Source organism: Leucobacter sp. M11, assembly GCF_035726885.1.
Classification (GTDB): Bacteria; Actinomycetota; Actinomycetes; order Actinomycetales; family Microbacteriaceae; genus JAPFRB01.
In genome coordinates, this window is sequence record NZ_JAPFRB010000003.1 from 419,501 (window position 1) to 422,769 (window position 3,269).

Here is a 3,269-nt window from a genome sequence, read left to right on the forward strand (position 1 = left end):
GGGAACGGATCGGCGTCGAGCGAGTCGCGATCAACCTCCGCGACTTTCCCATCCCCGACGCCGATGGACGCACCCCCGCGGAGCAGCCCGTGGTCGCGGGCGGCCCGGACGCCTACCTGACAGAGCTCCCCGCGCGGGCGATCCGGGACGCGTGGCAGGGCGCGGGTCTCCCCGGCGAGATCTCCCACACCGCGGGCACCTACGTCTGCAACCAGACCATGTACGAGGCCGCGCACCGCAGCCGCGGCACGGGACGTCGTACCGGCTTCATTCACCTCCCCGCGACCCCCGAATCCGCCGCGGAAAGCGCGCGCAACGCGGCCGCAACGCCAGCGGTGCCACGGACCGCTCCCGGCGAGCCAGCCACCCCGACGGTCCCGCTCGCGGAACTGGTCCGCGCCGTGAGGATCGCCGCCGAGGTGTGCCTCACGGAGCCGAAGGCGGTGGCGCTGGCCCCGAGCGGGGCGCTCGACTAGAGCGGGCCCGGCGGGCCCGTTCGGCGCTCCTCGCCCCCGCCGAGGCGGCGGCTGGCCGGAAGAGTGAGCCCGACGCCCACCCTCCCCCCGGATTGAGACGGACCTGAGCCGAGGGCATCGGCACTCCCGCCGGCACCGTCCGGGCCGGAGACCAGCGCAGAGGCGTCGGTTCCCCGGGCCCGGTTGCGGCCGTCGCCTCGGGCGGCCGCCGGGTTGCCGGGTGGGCCAAGACCCGCGGGGCGCTGCCGAGCGCTCCGTCCCACGGGAAGCACAGGTGCCGGGGGCCGGGTCCGGGATAGGATTGGGGCACGTGCCGTGCGCTCGCACGGCCACCAAGATCCCCACTCGCCCCTTGGAGAAAAACATTATGGCTGCCCCGTCCCGCCTTGATCAGGTCATCGCCCTCGCCCGCCACCGCGGCTTCGTGTTCCAGGCCGGTGAGATCTACGGCGGATCCCGCTCGGCATGGGACTACGGCCCCCTCGGCACCGAGCTGAAGGAGAACATCAAGAAGCAGTGGTGGAAGTACATGGTGCAGTCCCGCGACAACGTCGTGGGGATCGACTCCTCCGTAATTCTGCCCCGCAAGATCTGGGAGGCCTCCGGCCACGTCGAGGTCTTCTCTGACCCGCTCGTCGAGTGCACCCAGTGCCACAAGCGCTACCGCGAGGACCACCTGCTCGAGGAGTTCGAGGAGAAGAAGGGCCGCGCCCCCGAGGGCGGGCTCGCCGAGGTCGTCTGCGTCAACTGCGGTGCCCGAGGCCAGTTCACCGAGCCCCGCGCCTTCTCCGGCCTGCTCAAGACCTTCCTCGGCCCCGTCGACGACGAGGCCGGGCTGCACTACCTCCGCCCCGAGACCGCTCAGGGAATCTTCGTGAACTTCGCGAACGTGCTCCAGGCGGCCCGCATGAAGCCCCCGTTCGGCATCGGCCAGATCGGGAAGAGCTTCCGCAACGAGATCACGCCCGGAAACTTCATCTTCCGCACCCGCGAGTTCGAGCAGATGGAGATGGAATTCTTCGTCGAGCCCGGCACGGACGAGCAGTGGCAGGAATACTGGATGGCCGAGCGCATGAACTGGTACACCGGCCTCGGCATCGACCGCGACAACCTCCGCTTCTTCGAGCACCCCGAGGAGAAGCTCTCGCACTACTCGAAGCGCACCGTGGACATCGAGTACAAGTTCGGCTTCCAGGGTTCCGAGTGGGGCGAGCTGGAGGGCGTCGCCAACCGCACCGACTTCGACCTGAAAACGCACGCCGAGGCATCGGGCAAGGACCTGTCCTTCTTCGATCAGACCAAGGACGAGCGCTGGACGCCCTACGTGATTGAGCCCGCCGCTGGCCTGACCCGCTCGCTCATGGCCTTCCTCGTGGACGCCTACCGCGAGGAGGAGGTGCCGAACGCGAAGGGCGGCACCGACAAGCGCACCCTGCTCGCGCTTGACCCCCGGCTCGCGCCGGTCAAGGTGGCCGTGCTGCCCCTGAGCCGGAACGAGAAGCTGTCCCCGGTTGCCCGCGAGATCGCCGCCGAGCTGCGCGAGCAGTGGAACGTGGACTTCGACGATTCCGGCGCGATCGGTCGCCGCTACCGCCGCCAGGACGAGATCGGCACCCCGTTCTGCGTCACGGTCGACTTCGACTCGCTCGAGGACCAGGCGGTCACCGTCCGCGACCGCGACACGATGGCGCAGGAGCGCGTGCCCCGCGAGAAGCTCTTCGGCTACCTCGCCGAGCGGCTCCGCGGCGCCTAAGCGCCCCGCCCGCGCGAACACCCCGAAAGGACCCAGATGCACCCCGCAACTCCGGAACAGCTCGGCCAGGTCGAGACGGAGTATCACCGGCTCTACCGGGCTCACCCGGACTACCGGTGGTGGCGGCCGCTGCTGCTGATGTGCCTCGTCGGGGTGTTCGCGCTCCTGTCCTCAGGGGTGGTGATGGCGATCGCCCTCGGGGTGATCGGGGCCGTCCGCGGTGAACCGGTTGACCCCTGGGAGATCGAGGGCCTCTTTATCCCGGACACCCAGAACCCGGTCACAATGCTGCTCGGGCTCGGCTCGATCGCGGTCTGGCTGCCCTGTGTGTTCTTCGCGATGTGGTGCGTCGGCATCAAACCGGCCGGCCGGCTGTCCTCGGTCGCCTTCCGGCTGCGCTGGGGCCTGATCGCTCGGCTGATCCTGCCCGGGCTTGCCGCCTTGCTGGCCGTGCAGGCCGTGTCCATCGGGGTCGGGCTCCTGCTGCCCAGCGAGGGTCCCGCGCCCGAGGTCGTCCCGGTCGAGATGGGCACCGCGCTCGCGTCCGTGCTGATCATTCTGCTGATCGTGCCGGTTCAGGCCGCAGCCGAGGAATACGTCTTCCGCGGCGTCCTCATGCAGGCCATCGGCTCGTGGCTGCGCAACCCCGCCCTCGCCATCATCCTGCCCACGCTCCTGTTCATGTCCCAGCACATTTACGACGTGTGGGGCCTGCTCCAGGTGGGCCTGATGGGGGCGACTGCCGCGTGGCTCGCCTGGCGGACGGGCGGCCTCGAAGCGGCCATCGTGATCCACGTGCTGAATAACATCGTGAGCATGCTGATCATGACGACGGGGCTCACCGGGCAGACCGGCCAGACCGCCGAGACCGGGGGCCCGCTCTCGGTGCTCGTCGTCGCCGTCATGCTCGCCGTCTACGCCTGGCTCGCGATGCGCGTGTTTACGCGCGGCGGCTACGGGCGCACCCTGCTCGTCGTGCCCGCCCCGGCCGCCCAGCTCCCGAGCGCCCCGGCGCCGTTGTGGACGGGCACGCCGGGTCA

At 70.1% G+C, this 3,269-nt stretch carries 3 protein-coding genes; all 3 read left to right on the plus strand.

Going from position 1 to position 3,269, the window contains the following annotated elements:
- Nucleotides 1-476 (plus strand): pyroglutamyl-peptidase I family protein (locus OOT08_RS10320; protein WP_442916217.1); only part of this gene is annotated, 476 nt, incomplete at its 5' end.
- A 367-nt stretch (nucleotides 477-843) separates the two neighbouring features.
- Nucleotides 844-2,229: a glycine--tRNA ligase gene (locus OOT08_RS10325; RefSeq protein WP_325092565.1), complete on the plus strand. Its 1,386-nt coding sequence runs from the start codon at nucleotides 844-846 to the stop codon at nucleotides 2,227-2,229.
- A 36-nt stretch (nucleotides 2,230-2,265) separates the two neighbouring features.
- On the plus strand, nucleotides 2,266-3,269 hold a 1,004-nt coding region (locus tag OOT08_RS10330; protein WP_325092566.1), incomplete at its 3' end, for a CPBP family intramembrane glutamic endopeptidase.